Here is a 767-nt window from a genome sequence, read left to right as displayed (position 1 = left end):
GAGTATATTGAAGCTTACTATAATACAAAAAGAAAACATTCTACGATAAATTATATGACCCCAAATCAGTTTGAATATATAATAGAGAATGAAGAAGTAAACTCTCCCAAATTGACGGGGTAGATCATCTTTTTAAGTCTAGTTTCTGTTGTTTTAGTGATCCTATTGAGTATTTTTTGTAATTCAATGCTAGCTTCTAATTTTGGATTTTTAGTAATGTATCTGTCTATTATTTTCTTTTGATGAAAATGACACATCTGTATTGGATATTCCTTAAACACAGTGTTTAAGCATCTTTTACCATCTATAGTTATAGCATTTACTCTATATCCCAAAGATAATAACTCTTGTAACATCTCTTTGTAATATTTAGATTTTTCTGAGTCCACATGCTTCCAAAGCAAAACCTCATCATCTATCGTATCATAAAAAACTACTGTAGCTAATTTATCTTTTCTCTTACCATAAAAGGTAGTATCACAAACTAGTGTTACTGCTCTAGGTTTATGCTCTTTTTTAGCTGCTTCATAATTATGAATTTGAGTGTAAACCCATTTCTTAGTTTTATCGTATTCAATAGCTAAATCTGCATAAGTTTGATGTCTAAACAAATATTTATAAAATAATATCTCTAATAGCTTTTTAGGTCTACGAGCACTCTGAAATTTAGAGTTGCAATAATTGCATCTGTAGCGCTGTAATCCTCTTCTAATTCCTATTTTTTTAGTGTTTTTTGAACTATATTTTCGACAAGTTTTAGTCTTTTT

At 28.8% G+C, this 767-nt stretch carries 1 protein-coding gene; it reads right to left on the bottom strand.

Annotated elements, in window-relative coordinates; genetic code table 11:
* Positions 1–65 precede the first annotated feature (65 nt).
* Positions 66–767 (bottom strand): hypothetical protein (locus F3D59_RS10145; RefSeq protein WP_224721196.1); only part of this gene is annotated, 702 nt, incomplete at its 5' end.

This window comes from Francisella sp. XLW-1, from assembly GCF_008711455.1.
GTDB classification, from domain to species: Bacteria; Pseudomonadota; Gammaproteobacteria; order Francisellales; family Francisellaceae; genus Francisella; species Francisella salimarina.
The sequence above is the reverse complement of the archived record's forward strand: the minus strand, read 5'-3'. Positions and strand labels throughout refer to the sequence as shown.